Annotated in this window: 15 protein-coding genes, 1 tRNA gene and 1 pseudogene; 12 read left to right on the top strand and 5 right to left on the bottom strand. The window is 72.4% G+C overall.

Annotated features, from left to right (window positions below; translation table 11 throughout):
* From DT057_RS29775 to DT057_RS29765, 3 genes and pseudogenes are all read right to left on the bottom strand, one after another.
* Positions 1 to 381 (bottom strand): annotated as a pseudogene (locus tag DT057_RS29775) (hypothetical protein); the annotation flags it as partial.
* Positions 382 to 557: 176 nt separating this feature from the next.
* Entirely contained in the window at positions 558 to 1,970 is a 1,413-nt protein-coding gene (locus DT057_RS29770) for an ATP-binding protein (protein WP_128565677.1), read from the bottom strand.
* Positions 1,967 to 2,680 carry a response regulator gene (locus tag DT057_RS29765; protein WP_407068113.1) on the bottom strand — a complete coding sequence of 238 codons (714 nt, stop codon included), beginning with the start codon at positions 2,678 to 2,680 and terminating at the stop codon, positions 1,967 to 1,969. Before DT057_RS29765 ends, DT057_RS29770 begins: the two co-directional genes overlap by 4 nt.
* Positions 2,681 to 2,933: 253 nt before the next feature.
* Between DT057_RS29765 and DT057_RS29760 the strand changes: the two genes are divergently transcribed.
* From DT057_RS29760 to DT057_RS29735, 6 genes are all read left to right on the top strand, one after another.
* Positions 2,934 to 3,224, top strand: coding sequence for an accessory factor UbiK family protein (locus tag DT057_RS29760; RefSeq protein ID WP_128565675.1), 291 nt, complete (start codon positions 2,934 to 2,936; stop codon positions 3,222 to 3,224).
* Between the two features lie 370 nt (positions 3,225 to 3,594).
* Positions 3,595 to 4,098 (top strand): type III secretion system chaperone family protein, encoded by a 504-nt coding sequence (locus tag DT057_RS29755; RefSeq protein ID WP_128565674.1) that lies wholly within the window; start codon positions 3,595 to 3,597, stop codon positions 4,096 to 4,098.
* Positions 4,095 to 4,913, top strand: a complete 819-nt coding sequence (gene proC / locus DT057_RS29750) for a pyrroline-5-carboxylate reductase (protein ID WP_128565673.1) — start codon at positions 4,095 to 4,097, stop codon at positions 4,911 to 4,913. Before DT057_RS29755 ends, proC begins: the two co-directional genes overlap by 4 nt.
* Before the next feature lie 94 nt (positions 4,914 to 5,007).
* The gene (locus DT057_RS29745; protein WP_238313669.1) at positions 5,008 to 5,868 is read left to right on the top strand and encodes a TetR/AcrR family transcriptional regulator; all 861 of its coding nucleotides are present in this window, start codon (positions 5,008 to 5,010) and stop codon (positions 5,866 to 5,868) included.
* 118 nt (positions 5,869 to 5,986) lie between these two features.
* Positions 5,987 to 6,568: a cytochrome b gene (locus DT057_RS29740; protein WP_128565672.1), complete on the top strand. Its 582-nt coding sequence runs from the start codon at positions 5,987 to 5,989 to the stop codon at positions 6,566 to 6,568.
* Positions 6,569 to 6,573: 5 nt separating this feature from the next.
* Positions 6,574 to 6,918, top strand: coding sequence for a DUF3088 domain-containing protein (locus DT057_RS29735; RefSeq protein WP_128565671.1), 345 nt, complete (start codon positions 6,574 to 6,576; stop codon positions 6,916 to 6,918).
* A 56-nt stretch (positions 6,919 to 6,974) separates the two neighbouring features.
* Here the strand turns inward: DT057_RS29735 and DT057_RS29730 are convergent, their stop codons facing one another.
* Complete coding sequence (locus tag DT057_RS29730; protein ID WP_128565670.1) at positions 6,975 to 7,724, bottom strand: AprI/Inh family metalloprotease inhibitor; 750 nt, start codon at positions 7,722 to 7,724, stop codon at positions 6,975 to 6,977.
* Between the two features lie 13 nt (positions 7,725 to 7,737).
* The gene (locus DT057_RS29725) at positions 7,738 to 8,682 is read right to left on the bottom strand and encodes a 2-hydroxyacid dehydrogenase (protein WP_128565678.1); all 945 of its coding nucleotides are present in this window, start codon (positions 8,680 to 8,682) and stop codon (positions 7,738 to 7,740) included.
* 284 nt (positions 8,683 to 8,966) lie between these two features.
* Here DT057_RS29725 and DT057_RS29720 point away from each other — a divergent pair, with 284 nt between their 5' ends.
* The 6 genes from DT057_RS29720 (at position 8,967) to DT057_RS29695 (ending at position 15,347) form a co-directional block, all read left to right on the top strand.
* A complete protein-coding gene (locus DT057_RS29720) occupies positions 8,967 to 10,061 on the top strand; it encodes an ABC transporter ATP-binding protein (RefSeq protein ID WP_128565669.1) in 1,095 nt (364 codons plus the stop codon).
* Between the two features lie 251 nt (positions 10,062 to 10,312).
* Positions 10,313 to 11,623, top strand: coding sequence for an ABC transporter substrate-binding protein (locus DT057_RS29715; RefSeq protein ID WP_128565668.1), 1,311 nt, complete (start codon positions 10,313 to 10,315; stop codon positions 11,621 to 11,623).
* Positions 11,624 to 11,730: 107 nt separating this feature from the next.
* A complete protein-coding gene (locus DT057_RS29710; protein ID WP_128565667.1) occupies positions 11,731 to 12,675 on the top strand; it encodes a carbohydrate ABC transporter permease in 945 nt (314 codons plus the stop codon).
* Between the two features lie 11 nt (positions 12,676 to 12,686).
* Positions 12,687 to 13,568, top strand: a complete 882-nt coding sequence (locus tag DT057_RS29705) for a carbohydrate ABC transporter permease (protein ID WP_128565666.1) — start codon at positions 12,687 to 12,689, stop codon at positions 13,566 to 13,568.
* 173 nt (positions 13,569 to 13,741) lie between these two features.
* Positions 13,742 to 15,157 (top strand): 3-isopropylmalate dehydratase large subunit, encoded by a 1,416-nt coding sequence (gene leuC / locus DT057_RS29700; protein WP_128565665.1) that lies wholly within the window; start codon positions 13,742 to 13,744, stop codon positions 15,155 to 15,157.
* A 105-nt stretch (positions 15,158 to 15,262) separates the two neighbouring features.
* Positions 15,263 to 15,347: transfer RNA gene (locus tag DT057_RS29695), tRNA-Leu, on the top strand.
* Positions 15,348 to 15,904 lie beyond the last annotated feature (557 nt).

Genomic DNA, 15,904 nt, shown 5'->3' with positions numbered 1-15,904 from the left:
CCCTTGCGCGCCGGCGGGGGCGTCCCCGGGCGGCGGACCCGGGGGCGGGCCTCCGGCCGGGCCGCCGCGGGACCCGCCGGCGAGCAGCTGCTTCAGCGTGTCCGCCTGGTCGCCGGTGAGCGCGCCCTTGTCGACCTCGGCGCCGATGAGGGCGTCGATCCGGTCCTTGGCCTGCGCCGGATCGAGGCGGGCGCCCGAGGTCGCGTCCGCGGCCGTGCTCCCGAGGCTCGAGCCGATATCCGCGACGGCGCGCGAGAGCGCGTCGGCGTCGGTGGCGCTCAGGGACCCGGAGGCCTGCTGGGCGCCGATCCGGTCGAGGAGGCGCTGCCTGGGGGCGTGGGCGTGCGCGGCGGACGCGCCGGCGGCGGAGAGGGAGGTCATCGCGGTCGGTCTCGCGGAGCGTCGTCGGGCGGCCAGAGGCCGCCTCCACGTTGGAAGCGGCGCCTTAAGGCCTCCTTGAGCCGCGCGACCGACTTGGTTTCGGGTCGTTGCCGCGCGCCCCGCCGCAACGGCCCGACACGATTCTCCCCGATCCGCGGCCCGCGCCGGGCCGCCCGTCAGGCGGCCTGGGCGGCCTGGGGCGCGGGGCGGCGCGGGCCCGGGAGCGCCGCGGCGCGCGGCAGGTTGAGGCGGACCGAGAGGCCGTGGGGCGCGCGGTTCGCGAGCGTCAGGCCGCCGCCGTGGGCCTGCGCGATGGCGCTCGCGATCGAGAGCCCGAGGCCGAAGCCCCCGGCCTCGTTGAGGGTGCGGGCGCGGTCGCCGCGCACGAAGGGCCGCAGCATCGCGGCGCGCTCGGCCTCCGGGATGCCCGGGCCCTCGTCCAGGATCTCCACCGCCACGCCCTGCGGGGCGTCCGGCACCAGGCGCACGGTCGCGGCGCCGGCGTACTTCACGGCGTTGTCGATGAGGTTCGTGAGCGCCCGCTGCAATTCGTCGGCCGAGCCCTTGACCAGGGTCGGGCGCAGGCCCTCGGCGTGCACCTCCTCGCCGATGTCGGTGAAGCCGTCGCAGACGGTCTGCACCACGGAGGCGAGGTCGACGAGGCCGTGGCCCTCGCGGGCTTGGCCGTCGCGCACGAAGGACAGGGCCGCCTCCACGAGGGCGTTCATCTGGTCGAGGTCGCGCAGGATCTGGGTGCGCAGGCTCTCGTCCTCCAGGAACTCCGCCCGCAGCCGCAGGCGCGTGATGGGCGTGCGCAGGTCGTGGCTGATCGCCGCCAGCATGTGGGTGCGGTCGTCGATCAGGCGCCCCACCCGGGCGCGCATCCGGTCGAGGGCCCGCGAGACCGCCAGCACCTCCTCGGGGCCGCGCTCGGGCAGGGGGGCGAGGTCGCTGCCGAGGCCGAACGTCTCGGCGGCCTCGGCGAGGCGCGCGAGCGGCGCCGTGAGCGCCCGGGTGGCCCAGATCGACAGGAGCGTGAGCGAGAGGGCGAGGAACACCAGCGTGATCAGGATGGCGCTGGTGAGCGGGGGATGCCGCAGGGGGAGGGGGGGCAGCTCCGCCGCGACGCTCAGGCCGTCGGCGCGGCTGATCCGCAGGTGGATCGGCGCGTGCCCGGCCGCCGGCGGAGGCGAGGTCTCCTCGACGCTGTAGCCCTCGCCGAGCGCCGCCCGCAGGCCGGAGATCTCCGGGATGTCGGCGAGGCGCGAGGGCGCCGGCCGGCCGGCCGGGTGGACCGCCGGGCCGGCCTCCGCGTCCGGCGCGAGCAGGGTCAGGTGCAGGGCCGAGGCGCTCCGCCGGGCCGCCGCCACCAGCACCTGGCGCTGCTCCGGGGGCGCCGCCGCGATCATGTGCACGACGGTGACGAGCCGGTTGGCGAGGGCGCCCGGGTGCTCGTCCGAGCGCCGCAGCTCGGGGCGCAGCAGCACGAACGCGATGGTGACCACCACGTGGGTGACCACGATGGCGGCGACGACCAGCACGGCGAGCTGGCCGGCGATGCGGCGCGGCAGCGGCCCCCGGCCGCTCATGACGAGGCGACCTCGGGGGTGAACAGGTAGCCGCCCGACCGGATCGTCTTGATCATCTCGGGGTTGCGCGGGTCGCGCTCGATCTTCTGCCGGATGCGGCTCACCAGCACGTCGATGCTGCGCTCGAAGGGGCCGGGCGCGCGCCCCTGCGTCAGGTCGAGGAGCTGGTCGCGGGAGAGCACCCGGCCGGGCCGCAGGCACATGGCGTGCAGGAGGTCGAACTCCGCCCCGGTGAGGGAGACCTGGGCGCCGTCCGGGTTGACGAGCTGACGCAGCCCCGCGTCGAGCACGAAGCCCGCGAAGGCGTGGCGCCGCACGCCCTCGTCGTCCCGGCCCGAGGCGGCGCCGCGGCGCAGCACTGCCCGGATGCGGGCCAGGAGCTCGCGCGGGTTGAACGGCTTGGCGAGGTAGTCGTCGGCCCCGATCTCGAGCCCGACGATGCGGTCGATCTCCTCGCTCTTGGCGGTGAGCATCAGGATCGGCATGCCGGAGCCGGCCCGGAGGCGCCGGCAGATGCTCAGGCCGTCCTCCCCCGGGAGCATCAGGTCGAGCACGATCAGGTCGACCCGCGCATCGGCGAGCTGCCGGTCCATCTCCCGGCCGTCCGCCGCGATGGTCACGCGGCACTCGTTCGCCCGCAGGTAGCGGGCGACCAGGGTGCTGATCTCGCGATCGTCCTCGACGATCAGGATGTGCGGGTTGGCGCTCACCCGCACCTTATGCCCGAGAGGCGGTGGGGCTTGAAGCCATCAAAATGCTTCCGTGTGTTGCTGCACTGCTCCGGCGACACCGGGCCGCAACGCGCCGCCGGCCGGGAGCCGCGGGCGCCGGCTGGCAGCCGCGGGCGCCTGGCAGGATCCGCGCGGCGCCCGCGGCGCTGGATTGCCGCCCCGCGGCGGATTACCCATGTGGGCGATGCGACGTGCCCCGAACCCCGACTTGCCCTGAACCCCGGAGAACCCGATGCAGCAGCCGAACCGCCTGTTCGACGACTTCGCCCGCCTGATGACCGACGCGGCCGGCGCCGCCCAGGGCGTGCGCCGCGAGGCCGAGACCATGGTCAAGTCCCAGTTCGAGCGCCTGCTGCGGGACATGGACGTGGCCACCCGCGAGGAGGTCGAGGTGCTGCGCGACCTCGTGACCGCCCTCCGGGCCCAGAACGACGCCCTCGCGGCCCGCGTCGCCGCCCTGGAGGCCAAGCCCGCCGGCACGAAGGCCAAGGCCGCCGGGGCGGGCGCCGGGCCGGCCGCCTGAGGCGGGCCCGGCACCCGCCCCGATCCCGCCGGCCCGGCGCCGCGCGCTTGTGCACAGGAAGCTTCGGTGGATAGCCCGCGGGCCCGGGACAGGCCCGCGGGTTTCCGCTTTGAGTCCCTCGACTCCACCGGGCTATAGTGGGTCACACCCTGATTCGCCGAGGCCCCGGGGAGACAAGCCGAACGCTTAAGCTCAATCGCCTGGACGTCCCGACGTCTCGCCGTGCCGGGAGGATTGGCGCCCGGCCGCCGCGACCGGGGACGTGAAGCCTGCCTGGATCCGCCGGGTCGCGATCTCCCGCAAGAACGACACACCCTGGCGTCGCCTGACGCAACTGTTTCCCGCTCGGACGAGCCAATATTGGATCGCCATGACCCAGCTCATCATCGACGACCTGGACCGCGCCGAGCACCCGCTCGATGTCGTCGAACGCCTCGCCTCGCTGCGCGACTGGATCTTCGACCGGGCCGAGACCGACGAGATGTCGGTCGCGGTGGCGGGCCAGTGGGCCGAGTACCACGTCGCCTACACCTGGATCGAGGACGTCGAGGCCCTCCACGTCGCCTCCGCGTTCGACCTCAAGGTGCCCGAGCGGCGCCGCAACGAGGTGCTGCGCCTCGTCTCCCTCGTCAACGAGCAGCTCTGGGTCGGGCATTTCGACCTCTGGAGCTCCGAGCACGTGGTGATGTTCCGCCACTCCCTGCTGCTGGCCGGCGGCGCCGAGCCGACGCAGGCGCAGTGCGAGATGATGCTGAAATCGGCGATCGACGCCTGCGAGCGCTACTTCCAGGCCTTCCAGTTCGTGATCTGGGCCGGCAAGACCGCCCGCGAGGCCCTCGACGCGGTGCTGTTCGAGACCGAGGGCGAGGCGTGACGCGCGCCGGCCTGCCGGCCTCCCTGGTACTGGTCGGCGCCGGCAAGATGGGCGGCGCCCTCCTGGAGGGCTGGCTCGCCGACGGACTCCCCGGCCCCCGCGTCGCGGTGGTCGATCCGGCCGTCTCGCCCGAGACGGCCCGCCTGTGCGGGACCCACGGCGTCCGCCTCAACCCGCCGGGCCTCGGCGCGCCGGAGGCCCTGGTGCTGGCGATCAAGCCGCAGGGGCTCGAGGGCGCGGCCGCCTCGGTGGCGGCCCTCGTCACGCCCGCCACCCTCGTGGTCTCGGTCCTGGCCGGCAAGACCCTGGCGGACCTGAAGGCCCGCCTGCCCGGGGCCCGCGCGGTGGTGCGGGCGATGCCGAACCTGCCGGCGAGCATCCGGCGCGGCGCCACGGGCGCGGCGGCCTCGCCCGAGACGACCGAGGCCCAGCGCCGCGTGGCCGACGCGCTCCTCTCCGGCGTCGGCCTCGTCGAGTGGCTCGACAGCGAGGACCTGATCGACGCCGTGACGGCGGTCTCGGGCTCGGGACCGGCCTACGTGTTCCTGCTCGCCGAGGCGCTGGCCGAGGCCGGTGCCGCCGCAGGCCTGCCGCCCGAGGTCGCCGCGCGCCTCGCCCGCCAGACGGTGGCGGGGGCGGGCGAGCTCCTGGGGCGGAGCCCGCAGGAGGCCGCGACGTTGCGGCAGAACGTCACCTCGCCGGGGGGCACCACGGCGGCGGCCCTCGGCGTCCTGATGGCCGGCGACGGCCTCGCCCCGCTGATGCGCGCGGCCGTCGCGGCGGCCAGGCGCCGGGCGGAGGAACTGGCGGGCTGAGCGGGCCCGCCGGCGCCCATCGCCGCGGCCCCTGCCCGGAGCCGGGCGGCCTCCCTACATGGCGTCCGACAGCGGTTTTCACCCGGAGCGCCTCATGGCTCGCACCCTCAGGAACCCGAGCGACGCGCCCCCGGGCGGAAAGCCCGTCGGCGACGGGACGCCCGGCGCCGGCATCCCGGCGGCGGAGCCGAAGCCCGCGACGGAGCCGAATTCCGCGGCGGAGCCGAACTCCGGGGCGGAGCCAGCCGGCGCCGCGGCCCTGCCGCCCCGCGAGGCGATCGTCGAGGCGCTGATGCGGCTCGCGGCCGAGCAGCCCTGGAGCGACATCGAGATCGGCGACATCGCCCGCGAGGCCGGCGTGAGCCTGGCGACGTTCCGGGACCTGTACCCCTCCAAGGGCGCGGTGCTCGGCGGCTTCTCGCGCATGATCGACAGGCAGGTGCTCGAGGGCGGCAGCGACGACCTCGACGAGGAGCCGACCCGGGAGCGCCTGTTCGACGTGCTCATGCGCCGCCTCGACGCCATGGACCCCTACAAGCCGGCCCTGCGGCGCATCGCGTTCGCGCTCCGGGGCGACCCGCTCTCCCTCGCGGCCCTGAACGGGGTGGCGCTGAACTCCCAGCGCTTCATGCTGGCGGCGGCCGGGATCAGCACCGAGGGTCCCCTCGGGCGCCTGAAGCTTCAGGGCGTGGTGATCGCCTTCGCGCGCACCCTGGAGACCTGGCTGCGCGACGACGACCCCTCGCTCGCCCGCACCATGGCGCGCCTCGACCGCGAGATCCGCGGCGGCGAGCGCCTGATGGAGCGCGCCGAGGACGTGCGCCGGCTCACAGCCCCGCTCCGGGCGCTCGCCCAGTCCCTGGCGGAGGGCGGCCGCCGGCGGTCGCGGCGGCGCGAGGCCCGCAGCGAGGACGAGGGCGACCCCCTCGGGGACGACCCGGCGGCGGCGATCTGACGCCGCACCCGCCGGCCGACTTTCGGGATCGGCCAGGGTGACCGCGCCCCTGCGTCAGGCTAGCTTTCCGGGGCCGCGATCCCGTCCGCCGGACGGCGCGGCACCAGAGGGGTCCTGGATGCTCGATCTGTCCACCCGCGCGTCTGTCCCGACTCGACTGATCGAGGCCCCGCGCTACACCGCGACCGCCCAGGCGCTGCACTGGCTGACCTCGCTCCTCGTCCTGGCGGTGCTGCCGCTGGCCTGGGTCGCCGTCGCCCTGCCGCGCGATTCCGCCTACAAGGGCACCGTCTTCAACCTGCACAAGTCCGTGGGCCTGACGATCCTGGCGATCGTCGCGATCCGCATCCTGTGGCGGGCCCTGCACCCGGCCCCGCCGTCGGTCTACGTGCCGCGCGCGCTGACGGTGCTCGGCCGCATCAACCACTGGCTGCTCTACCTCGTGTTCCTGCTGATGCCGCTCTCCGGCTGGCTGCTCTCGGCCGCGGCCGGCAGCACGATCCAGTACTTCTACCTGTTCCCGATCCCGCCCCTGCTGGAGAAGGACCCGGCCCTCGCCGGCATCGCCGACCAGGTCCACCTCGCCGGGCAGTTCGCCGTCTACGCCCTGGTGGCGCTGCACGTGCTCGCCACCGCCTGGCACCTCGTGGTGCGCCGCGACGGCCTCATCGCCCGCATGCTGCCGCGCCAGGACGTCTGAGCGGCGTGGGGCGCGACCGGCTCTTCCTGCTCGCCCCGGACTTCGCCGACCCGGCCTATCCGGGCCGGCGCTTCTACTGCTGGCACTGCGCCCTCCTCGAGGGCGTGCTGGCCGGCGCCGCCCCGGCGCAGGGCCTCGCCGTCGAGCGGCTCGCCTGGCCGCGGCCGAGGCGCGCCCTCGTCGCCCTGGTCGGGGAGGCGCACGAGTCCCTGCCCCTCCTCGTCCTCGCCGACGACGCCCCGGACGGTCTCGCCACGGGCGCGCACGGCGGCGTGCGCTTCGTCGACGAGACGTCCGCGATCCTGCGGGTGCTGAGCCTGCGCCACGGCCTGCCCGAGCCGCATCCGTGAGAACGGCGCTCCGGCGCCGTCGCGGCTGACGCCCCCGGCCCGCGAGCGCCCCGCCCCTACGGCGTCACCCGCCGCAGCACGAAGGCCGTGCCGATCTCCGGGTCGCGGCGCCAGCGGCCGTCGCCCACCGGGATCAGCGCGACGCTGTGCCCGCGCCGCGCCGTCAGGGTCAGGCGGCCGGTCTCGTAGTGCCAGGCGGCGGGATCGAAGATCGCGAGGCCGGGATCGCGGCAGCCCTCCTGGACCTGCACGCTGTCGGCGCCGAGGACGAGGCGGCAGACGTCCTTCTCCACGAAGCGGTCGAGGGTGTAGAGCCCCGCCACGGCGGCCGCGCTCGCCGGGATCCCGGCCCAGGCCTCGCGCGGGGTCGGCGGGGCGGTGAGGGCGGCCGGCGTGAGCGTCGGGGTCTCGGGGGCCGACCGGGCGGAGGTCAGGGTCAGGTTGTAGCGCTCGCCCGTCGGCGCCTCCGCGCTCAGGGTGCCGGACGCCTCCGGGACCGCGAAGTCGAGCACCGCCCGGCCGTCGCGGTCGAGGAACTGGATCGCGCCGTCCTCGTAGCGCCAGCCCAGGACGCCGTTGACGAGGGGCAGGGCCCGCCGGCAGCCGGCCGGGAAGCGCACGGCCTGCCCCACGGGGCCGGCCTCCGCCGCGAGCGTGAGCCCGCAGCGGCGGAAGCTTCCGTCGAGCGAGAGGTCCCAGGACCCCGCCGCCGCCGCCCCGTCCCGAGGCAGGCCGACCTCCTGCCCCAGCGCCGTCCCGGCCCACGCGACCAATCCGAGGAGGGGGAGGAGGCGGAGGAGGGACATGGCGCGCGGGCTCTCAGGTCGGTCGAGGCGTCCAGGGCGTTTCGGCCACCGGGGTCACCGGGCCCTTGCCGTCGAACCATGAAGTCAGGTTATCAACGACGAGTTGACCCATTGCGTTGCGTGTGTGGACGGAGGCCGAGCCCACGTGCGGCAGCAGCACGGCGTGCTCCTGGGCGATCAGGGCGGCGGGGACCCGGGGCTCGTCGGCGAAGACGTCGAGGCCGGCGCTCTCGATGGTGCCGCTCGCGAGCGCCGCCGCGAGGGCGTCCTCGTCCACGAGGCTGCCGCGGGCGACGTTGATGAGCACGCCGTGCGGCCCGAGCGCCTCCAGCACCTCGCGGCCGACCAGCCCCTTGGTGTCCGGGCCGCCGGGCGCCACCACCATCAGGACGTCGGAGGCGTGCGCGAGGTCGAGGAGCGTCTTGTGGTAGGCGTAGGGCACGTCCGCCTGCCGGGTGCGGCCGTGATAGGCGATCGGCACCCCGAAGGCGACGAGGCGGTGGGCGATCGCCCGGCCGATCCGGCCGAGCCCCAGGATGCCGACGGTGCGCCCGCGCAGCGTCCCGGTGAGGGGGTAGGGCTTCTCGAGCCACTTGCCCTCGCGCAGGTAGCGGTCCACCTGCGGGATCTGCCGCACGGTGGCGAGCAGCAGCCCGACCGCGAGGTCCGCCACCTCGTCGGTGAGCACGTCCGGGGTGTTCGTCACCACGATTCCGCGCCGCCCGCAGGCGGGGGCGTCGATCGTGTCGTAGCCGACGCCGAAATTGGCGACGATCTCGAGCTTCGGCAGGCGGTCGAGCAGCGCGTCGTCGACCTTGACGCCGCTGCCCGCGAGGCCGCGGATGCGGGGACCGACCTCGTCGAGGAAGCGCTCGCGGTCCGCCGCCTTGTCGGCGCGGTGGACGGTGAAGAGCCGCTCGAGGCTGTCGGTCACGTGCGGCATCATCGGCCGCATCATCAGAATGTCTGTGGACTTCAAGCCCGTCTCCCGGTCGTGTCGAGCGCATCCGACGATGTGCGCATGGTGCGGGCGCTTGATCTCGCGCCCTGCCCAACCGATGATGGCCCCCAACACGAGAGGCGGCAAGCCACGCCGCCCCCGCCGCGTGGGTCGAGGAAACGCCGAGATGAGCGACGCAAGCCCGCCTGTCGTGTGTTCGTTGCCTGCCTGTGGCAGCGCTGCCGCTCCGGTCCGCGCGTCACGCGCGGATCGTCCCTGACACGCACCAGAACGAGGGGCCGATGGCCGGGCTCGAAATCAGGAACGTCCGCAAGTCGTTCGGGGCCACCCCGATCCTGCACGGCGTCTCCATCGACATCCAGGACGGGGAGTTCGTGATCCTGGTCGGCCCGTCCGGCTGCGGCAAGTCCACGCTGCTGCGGATGATCGCCGGCCTGGAGAACATCACGGCGGGCGAGATCCGGATCGGGTCGCGGGTCGTCAACGCGGTGCCGCCCAAGGAGCGCGACATCGCCATGGTGTTCCAGAACTACGCGCTCTATCCCCACATGACGGTGCGGGACAACATGGCGTTCTCGCTCAAGCTCCGGAAGGCGCCCAAGGACGAGGTCGCCTCCCGGGTCGGCCGCGCCGCCGCGATCCTGGGGCTCGAGAAGCTCCTCGAGCGCTACCCGCGCCAGCTCTCGGGCGGCCAGCGCCAGCGCGTCGCCATGGGGCGGGCCATCGTGCGCGACCCGCAGGTCTTCCTGTTCGACGAGCCGCTCTCGAACCTCGACGCCAAGCTCCGGGTGGCGATGCGGGCCGAGATCAAGGAACTGCACCAGCGGCTGCGCACCACCACGGTCTACGTCACCCACGACCAGATCGAGGCCATGACCATGGCCGACAAGATCGTGGTGATGCACGACGGGGTGGTGGAGCAGATCGGCGCGCCCCTCGACCTCTACGACCGGCCCGACAACCTGTTCGTCGCCGGCTTCATCGGCTCGCCGGCGATGAACTTCCTCAAGGGCCGGGTCGCGGACGGGACCTTCCGGACCGACGGCGGCCTGACCCTGCCGCTCCCGACCCGCGGCGCGCGCCCGGCGGACGGCCAGCCGGCGGTCTACGGCCTGCGGCCCGAGCACGTCCGCCTGGACGGGGGCGGGGTGCCGGTCGAGGTCGCGGTGGTGGAGCCCACGGGCTCCGAGACCATGGTGCTGGTGCGCCCCCCCGGGCGCGAGGCCGGGCAGGACCTCGTCAAGGACGTGGCGCGCGACATGGCCTGCGTGTTCCGCGAGCGCATCACGGCGGGGCCGGGCGAGCGCATCGCCATCACGGCCGACCCGGCCCTCGTGCACCTGTTCGACCCCGACAGCGGGCGCCGGCTGAACTGAGCGGGCGGCGCGCCGCGCGGGCTCTCCGGGCGGAAGGGACGCTCCGCGCGCGTCCGAGGAACGCCCCGGGCCCCCTCGCGAGCGCGGCTCGCGCGGGGGGCCGGGCAGGCGGCGCGGGGTCCCCCGGACCGGGAGACCGCGCGCCGATCGCGGGCCGGAGCCTTCCCGGGAGGGGAGGCGGGCCCTGGCCCCGGGCGAGCCGCGCTCGCGACGGGGGCCGATGCAAGAACCGATCCGGGAGAAACGCCACGATGCCACCGTTCGATCGCCGCCAGCTTCTCAAGGGGGGCGCCGCCCTCGGCCTCGCCTCCGCCGCGGGCCTCGAGGGCTTCGCCCGGGCCTGGGCGCAGGAGACCCAGTGGAAGCCGGAGCCCGGCGCCTCGCTCAAGCTCCTGCGCTGGAAGCGCTTCATCCCGTCCGAGGACGAGGCCTTCATGCGCCTCGTCGACGCCTTCACGAAGGCCACGGGCGTGCCGGTCTCGGTGACGAGCGAGTCCTTCGACGACATCCAGCCCAAGGCCTCGGTTGCGGCCAATACCGGGCAGGGCCCCGACATGGTCTGGGGCCTCTACTCCTTCCCGGCCCTGTTCCCGTCGAAGTGCCTCGAGGTCGGCGACGTCGCCGACTACCTCGGCAAGAAGTACGGCGGCTGGCTGCCGGCGGCGGAGGCCTACGGCAAGGTCAAGGGCAAGTGGATCGCCATCCCGATGGCATTCAACGGCGGCTACATCAACTACCGCATCTCGGCCGCCAAGAAGGCCGGGTTCAGCAAGGTGCCGGAGGACCTCGACGGGTTCCTGGAGCTCTGCCGCGGCATGAAGAAGAACAACACCCCCTGCGGCTTCGCCATGGGGCACGCCACCGGCGACGCCAACTCGTGGATCCACTGGGCGCTCTGGTCCCACGACGCCTACCTGGTGGACGCCAACGAGAAGATCGTCATCAACAGCCCCGAGACCGCCAAGGCCCTCGAGTACGTCAAGAACCTCTACGAGACCTTCGTGCCCGGCACGGTCTCGTGGAACGACTCGTCGAACAACAAGGCGTTCCTGTCGGGCGACCTCTACCTGACGAACAACGGCATCTCGATCTACGCCGCGGCCAAGAACGACCGCAAGGACATCGCCGAGGACATGGACCACGCCGCCTACCCGGTCGGCAAGTCCGGCAAGCCGACGGAGTTCCAGCTCGCCTTCCCGATCCTCGCCTACACCTACACGAAGGCGCCGAACGCCTGTAAGGCCTTCATGGCCTTCGCGCTCGAGGCCCAGAACTACAACGCCTGGCTCGAGGCGGCGCAGGGCTACCTCTGCCACCCGCTGAAGGCCTATTCCAACAACCCGATCTGGACCTCCGACCCGAAGAACAAGGTCTTCGGCGAGGCTTCGACCCGGACCCTGGCGGCCGGCGGCCTCGCGCCCGTGAGCGAGAAGGTGGCGGCGGTGCTCGCCGACTTCGTCGTCGTCGACATGTTCGCCTCCTACTGCACCGGCCGCGAGGACCTGAAGACGTCGATCCGCACGGCCGAGCGCCAGGCGCAGCGGATCTTCCGCTCGGCCTGACGGGCCGCGCCGCCGCGCCCGCACCGCAAACCGGGGAGGGGGCTGCCGGGCTCCCTCCCCACCCCGGCGCCGTCGCGGCGCCCGACCATGCCCGCAGGAGGCTCCCCGTGGCCGACATCGCCCTCGCCCGTCCCGCCGCGGCGGCGCCCGAGAAGGCTTCCGCCTGGAGCCGGTTCCGGACCAGCCGCGGCTGGCTCGGCTTCTGGTTCATGATGCCGGCGGCGCTGATCCTGCTGCTGTTCCTCGCCTATCCCCTGGCCAAGGGCATCTGGCTCTCGGTCACGGACACCCGGATCGGGCGGGGCGGCAGCTTCGTCGGGCTCGAGAACTACGAGTGGCTCTCGGACGACAGCGTCTTCTGGCTCTCGGTGTTCAACACCCTGCTCTACACCGGCATCGCCTCGGTGGCGAAGTTCGCGATCGGGCTCTACCTGGCGCTCCTCCTCAACAAGCGCCTGCCGTTCAAGGCCCTGATCCGCTCGATCGTGCTGATCCCGTTCGTCGTGCCGACGGTGCTGTCGGCCCTGGCGTTCTGGTGGATCTTCGACAGCCAGTTCTCGATCATCTCGTGGTCGCTGCGCCACCTCGGGCTGCTCGATCGCAACATCGACTTCCTGGGCAATCCGGACATGGCCCGGGCCTGCGTGATCTTCGCCAACATCTGGCGCGGCGTGCCGTTCATCGCCATCACGCTGCTCGCCGGCCTCCAGACCGTGTCGCCCTCGCTCTACGAGGCCGCGACGATCGATGGCGCCACCCCGTGGCAGAACTTCCGCCACATCACGCTGCCGCTCCTGACCCCGATCATCGCCGTGGTGATGACCTTCTCGGTCCTGTTCACCTTCACGGACTTCCAGCTGATCTGGGCGATGACCCGCGGCGGGCCGGTGAACGCCACCCACCTGATGGCGACCCTGTCCTACCAGCGCGGCATCCTGTCGGGGAATCTCGGCGAGGGGGCGGCGATCGCCACCGCCATGGTGCCGTTCCTGGTGCTGGCGATCGCGATCTCGTGGTTCGGCCTGCAGAACCGCAAGTGGCAGACGGGTTGAGGAGCAACGACATGGCCGACGCGACCGCCGCCGACCACCAGGAGGGCATGGCCTACCTCGACACGCTGCCGCGGCGCGCGTTGACGGTGTACCTGCCGCTCTTCGTCATCCTGGTGGTGCTGCTGTTCCCGTTCTACTGGATGGCGCTGACCGCCATCAAGCCGGACGAGCAGCTCATCGACATGGAGACCTACAACCCGTTCTGGGTGGTCGCCCCGACGCTCAAGCACATCACGAAGCTCCTGTTCGAGACGCACTATCCGCTGTGGCTCTGGAACACCATGATGGTCTCGGTGGCCGCCACCGCGCTGTCGCTGTTCGCCAGCGTGCTCGCCGCCTACGCCATCGTGCGCATCCGCTACCGCGGCTCGGTCCTCGTCGGGGCGGCGATCTTCCTCGCCTACCTGGTGCCGCCCTCGATCCTGTTCATCCCCCTCGCCACCATCATCCAGGCCTACGGGCTCTACGACTCGCCCTTCGCGCTGATCCTCGTCTACCCGACCATCCTGATCCCGTTCTCGACCTGGCTGCTGATGGGCTACTTCAAGACCATCCCGTACGAGCTCGAGGAGTGCGCGCTCATCGACGGGGCCAGCCGCTGGCAGATCCTGACCAAGATCATCCTGCCGCTCGCGGTCCCGGGCCTGATCTCGGCCGGCATCTTCTCCCTGACGCTGTGCTGGAACGAGTTCATCTACGCGCTCACGTTCCTGTCCTCGACGCAGAACAAGACCGTGCCGGTGGCGGTGGTGAGCGAGTTCGTGGACGGCGACATCTACCGCTGGGGCTCGCTGATGGCCGGCGCCCTGGTCGGCTCGCTGCCGCTGGTGATCCTGTACTCGTTCTTCGTCGAGCACTACGTCTCGGCCATGACGGGCGCCGTCAAGGAGTAGGACCGCCCTCGGACCCGCCCGCGACGGCGCCCGGGCGTCGCCGCGGGCGAGGCGGGGGCTCGCGGCGGGGACGAATCGCCCTATCAAACCGCAGGCCGGGCCGCTATTTAGGGCCTCGGCCGCCTTCCGGCGGACGCTTCCCCGGCCCGAAGGTTCGTGACAAGGCACGCCCCATGACCTCCCCCCGCACGCTCTACGACAAGATCTGGGACGACCACGTCGTCGATCGTCAGCCCGACGGCACCTGCCTGCTGTACATCGACCGGCACCTCGTGCACGAGGTGACCTCTCCCCAGGCCTTCGAGGGGCTTCGTCTGGCGGGTCGTCCGGTGCGCCACCCCGAGAAGACGCTGGCGGTCGTCGACCACAACGTGCAGACCACGGACCGCAGCCTCGGCATCGAGGATCCGGAGAGCCGCACCCAGATCGAGACGCTCGCCGACAACGTGCGGGCCTTCGGCATCGAGTACTACGACGCCCTCGACGTGCGCCAGGGCATCGTCCACATCATCGGGCCGGAGCAGGGCTTCACCCTGCCGGGCCAGACCATCGTCTGCGGCGACAGCCACACCTCGACCCACGGCGCCTTCGGGGCCCTGGCGCACGGCATCGGCACGTCCGAGGTCGAGCACGTGCTCGCCACCCAGACGCTGATCCAGAAGAAGGCCCGGAACATGCGGGCCGTGGTCGACGGCCGGCTGCCGCCGGGCGTGACGGCCAAGGACATCATCCTGGCGATCATCGGCGAGATCGGCACCGCGGGCGGCACCGGCCACGTGCTCGAGTACGCCGGCGAGGCGATCCGGAGCCTCTCGATGGAGGGCCGGATGACGATCTGCAACATGTCGGTCGAGGGCGGGGCCCGGGCCGGCATGGTGGCGCCCGACGAGACCACCTTCGCGTACATCAAGGACCGCCCCAAGGCCCCCCGGGGCGAGGCCCTCGAGCGGGCCCTCGCCTACTGGCGCACCCTGGCGACCGACGAGGGCGCCCGGTTCGACCGCGAGATCCGCCTCGACGCCGCCAACCTGCCGCCGATCGTGACCTGGGGCACCAGCCCCGAGGACGTGGTCTCGATCGGGGGCCGGGTGCCCGACCCGGCCGCGATCCCGGACGAGAACCTGCGGGTCTCGAAGGAGCGGGCCCTGAGCTACATGGGCCTCGCGCCGGGCACCCGGATCACCGACATCGCCCTCGACCGGGTGTTCATCGGCTCCTGCACCAACGGGCGCATCGAGGACCTGCGGGTGGTCGCCCGGATGGTCGAGGGCCGCAAGCTGCACCCGAACGTCAGCGCCATGGTGGTGCCGGGCTCCGGCCTCGTGAAGCAGCAGGCGGAGCAGGAGGGCATCGACCGGATCCTCACGGAGGCCGGCTTCGACTGGCGCGAGCCCGGCTGCTCCATGTGCCTCGGCATGAACGCCGACCGCCTCCAGCCCCACGAGCGCTGCGCCTCGACCTCGAACCGCAACTTCGAGGGCCGCCAGGGCCACAAGGGTCGCACCCACCTCGTGTCACCGGCCATGGCGGCCGCGGCGGCGATCGCCGGCCACTTCGTCGACATCCGCGAGTGGCCCCACCAGGGCTGACCCGCCCCGGCGGACGTTTTTCGCCGGACGTGGCGGAGTTCGGCGTTGACGCTGACCCCGCCGCCCACTAAACGAACCCCACCGCGGCGCTGCCAAGCGTCACGGGCCCAGGTGGCGGAATTGGTAGACGCGCTGGTTTCAGGTACCAGTGGTGCAAGCCGTGGAGGTTCGAGTCCTCTCCTGGGCACCACTTACGGGTAGTGCCTCCCGTAAGTGATTGCCATTCATGTATTTTATATAAGGTGCGGGATTTCCGGATCGTCGGTACGGGAGATCGTGTCCTAATTTTTGTCGTGCTCCGATGCGAGTTCGCGCCTTCCCCAAATATTGCGACGCTCAAAGCTCAATCAGCTTCGCTGGTTCAGGATCAGCTTGCGTGGGATGCGATTGCTCGCTTCCGACCACGAGAATAATCCTGATGCGCCATCAGCAGACCCTGGCTTCTCGCCAAAAAGCGGACTTTCGGCATTGCGCCCATTTCGGCCGCTCAGCTGACTTTGGCGGCTTCTCCTAAGCGAACGCTGCAGCAGCTCAGCTTGTGGGTCTGATACCAACGGCCTTGAAGGGTGACTCGTGGAGCTTTCGTCGCTGGTGCTGACGTGATTCCCTGGCGTGGGGAGGACCTGCGCCATGCCAGCAGCGGTGAGGTTGAGGACGGACTTCACGGCGCGTGAGCTTCGCCACCGCGCCACCGTCACGAAGAACGCCAACCAGAGCCGGCGCCTGCTCGCGGTGGCTGCCGTGCTG

It is taken from the genome of Methylobacterium crusticola, assembly GCF_003574465.1.
In the GTDB taxonomy this organism is placed as follows: domain Bacteria; phylum Pseudomonadota; class Alphaproteobacteria; order Rhizobiales; family Beijerinckiaceae; genus Methylobacterium; species Methylobacterium crusticola.
This window is presented reverse-complemented; position numbering and strand designations above follow the sequence as displayed.

Bases quoted from the DNA above. Each gene is read 5' to 3' on its own strand.
- DT057_RS29725 (WP_128565678.1), bottom strand. From the start codon at position 8,682: ATGATGCGGCCGATGATGCCGCACGTGACCGACAGCCTCGAGCGGCTC.
- DT057_RS29745 (WP_238313669.1), top strand. From the start codon at position 5,008: ATGGCTCGCACCCTCAGGAACCCGAGCGACGCGCCCCCGGGCGGAAAG.
- DT057_RS29760 (WP_128565675.1), top strand. From the start codon at position 2,934: ATGCAGCAGCCGAACCGCCTGTTCGACGACTTCGCCCGCCTGATGACC.
- DT057_RS29730 (WP_128565670.1), bottom strand. From the start codon at position 7,724: ATGTCCCTCCTCCGCCTCCTCCCCCTCCTCGGATTGGTCGCGTGGGCC.
- DT057_RS29720 (WP_128565669.1), top strand. From the start codon at position 8,967: ATGGCCGGGCTCGAAATCAGGAACGTCCGCAAGTCGTTCGGGGCCACC.
- DT057_RS29740 (WP_128565672.1), top strand. From the start codon at position 5,987: ATGCTCGATCTGTCCACCCGCGCGTCTGTCCCGACTCGACTGATCGAG.
- DT057_RS29755 (WP_128565674.1), top strand. From the start codon at position 3,595: ATGACCCAGCTCATCATCGACGACCTGGACCGCGCCGAGCACCCGCTC.
- DT057_RS29715 (WP_128565668.1), top strand. From the start codon at position 10,313: ATGCCACCGTTCGATCGCCGCCAGCTTCTCAAGGGGGGCGCCGCCCTC.
- leuC (WP_128565665.1), top strand. From the start codon at position 13,742: ATGACCTCCCCCCGCACGCTCTACGACAAGATCTGGGACGACCACGTC.
- DT057_RS29770 (WP_128565677.1), bottom strand. From the start codon at position 1,970: ATGAGCGGCCGGGGGCCGCTGCCGCGCCGCATCGCCGGCCAGCTCGCC.
- DT057_RS29705 (WP_128565666.1), top strand. From the start codon at position 12,687: ATGGCCGACGCGACCGCCGCCGACCACCAGGAGGGCATGGCCTACCTC.